The sequence below is a fragment of the Ruminococcus sp. CAG:330 genome (assembly GCF_000437175.1).
GTDB lineage: Bacteria > Bacillota > Clostridia > Oscillospirales > Ruminococcaceae > Ruminococcus_C.
On sequence record NZ_FR898029.1, the window covers coordinates 1 to 888 of the forward strand.

1 protein-coding gene is annotated in these 888 nt (G+C 39.9%); it reads right to left on the reverse strand.

Annotation, left to right across the window (positions count from 1 at the left end):
- Nucleotides 1-660 (reverse strand): AAA family ATPase (locus tag QZL66_RS03665; RefSeq protein ID WP_293601825.1); only part of this gene is annotated, 660 nt, incomplete at its 3' end.
- Between the last annotated feature and the right edge of the window lie 228 nt (nucleotides 661-888).

An 888-nucleotide genomic window follows, 5' to 3' on the forward strand; every position in this document is an offset into this window, starting at 1 on the left:
GGTCATAGAGTATTCATCAAACATATTCAGTGCAGAATGTTGACCATATTTCTTGATTGGAAGAATCCCAGTCATATAGGCAAGTGCCACATAGGGTTGTCCTTTCAGAAGATCCCGCAGAAAATCCAGATATTCCTTTTGAGCAGTCGCATTATCCCGATGCACCCGGAAAATGGAATCCCATTCGTCAATGATGAAGATAAACTTTTCTTCACATTGACCGTACAGATCTTCCAACGCAATAATCAAACTGGTTTCTTCCGGCTCTATCCCGGAGAATGTCTGTTTCATCTCTTTTAGCACACGTTTCTGCAAGAAGTCCAGCATTTCATGGACATTTTTGGTTCTGCCAAGGAATTTCTGCATATCGATGTGAATCACATTATACCGGTTCAAGTGCTTTTCAAAATCCGGTGTCTGTGCAATCTGAAACTTGGAAAACAATTCTCTCGAATCGCAGCCCTTGCTGTAATAAGCCGTCAGCATATTCTCTGCCATCGACTTCCCGAATCTTCTGGGACGGCTGACGCAGATCTCCTTGTTTTCTCCAAACAAACATTTATTGGTGAAAGAAATCAACATGGTCTTATCCACATAAATTTCAGAATAAGTAACTGTAGAGTAAAACAAATCATTTCCTGGGTTCAGATAGATTCCCATGATGCAGCACCTCCGTTTTTTCTTAGTATACCACAAATTTAAGGAGAAATCAAGACAACAATGCCGTTATAAAATCTAAAAATCCTCCCCTGCTTTTATATTTTGCAAAGGAGGATTTTTGAAGTGATTCACTTTTCAATGGAAACCGCGACACCTGATTGAAATGTAAAATCCAGTCGATCGAAGGAAACTGTTACTTTTGCAAGTAAATGCCGAACCAGTGTTTCA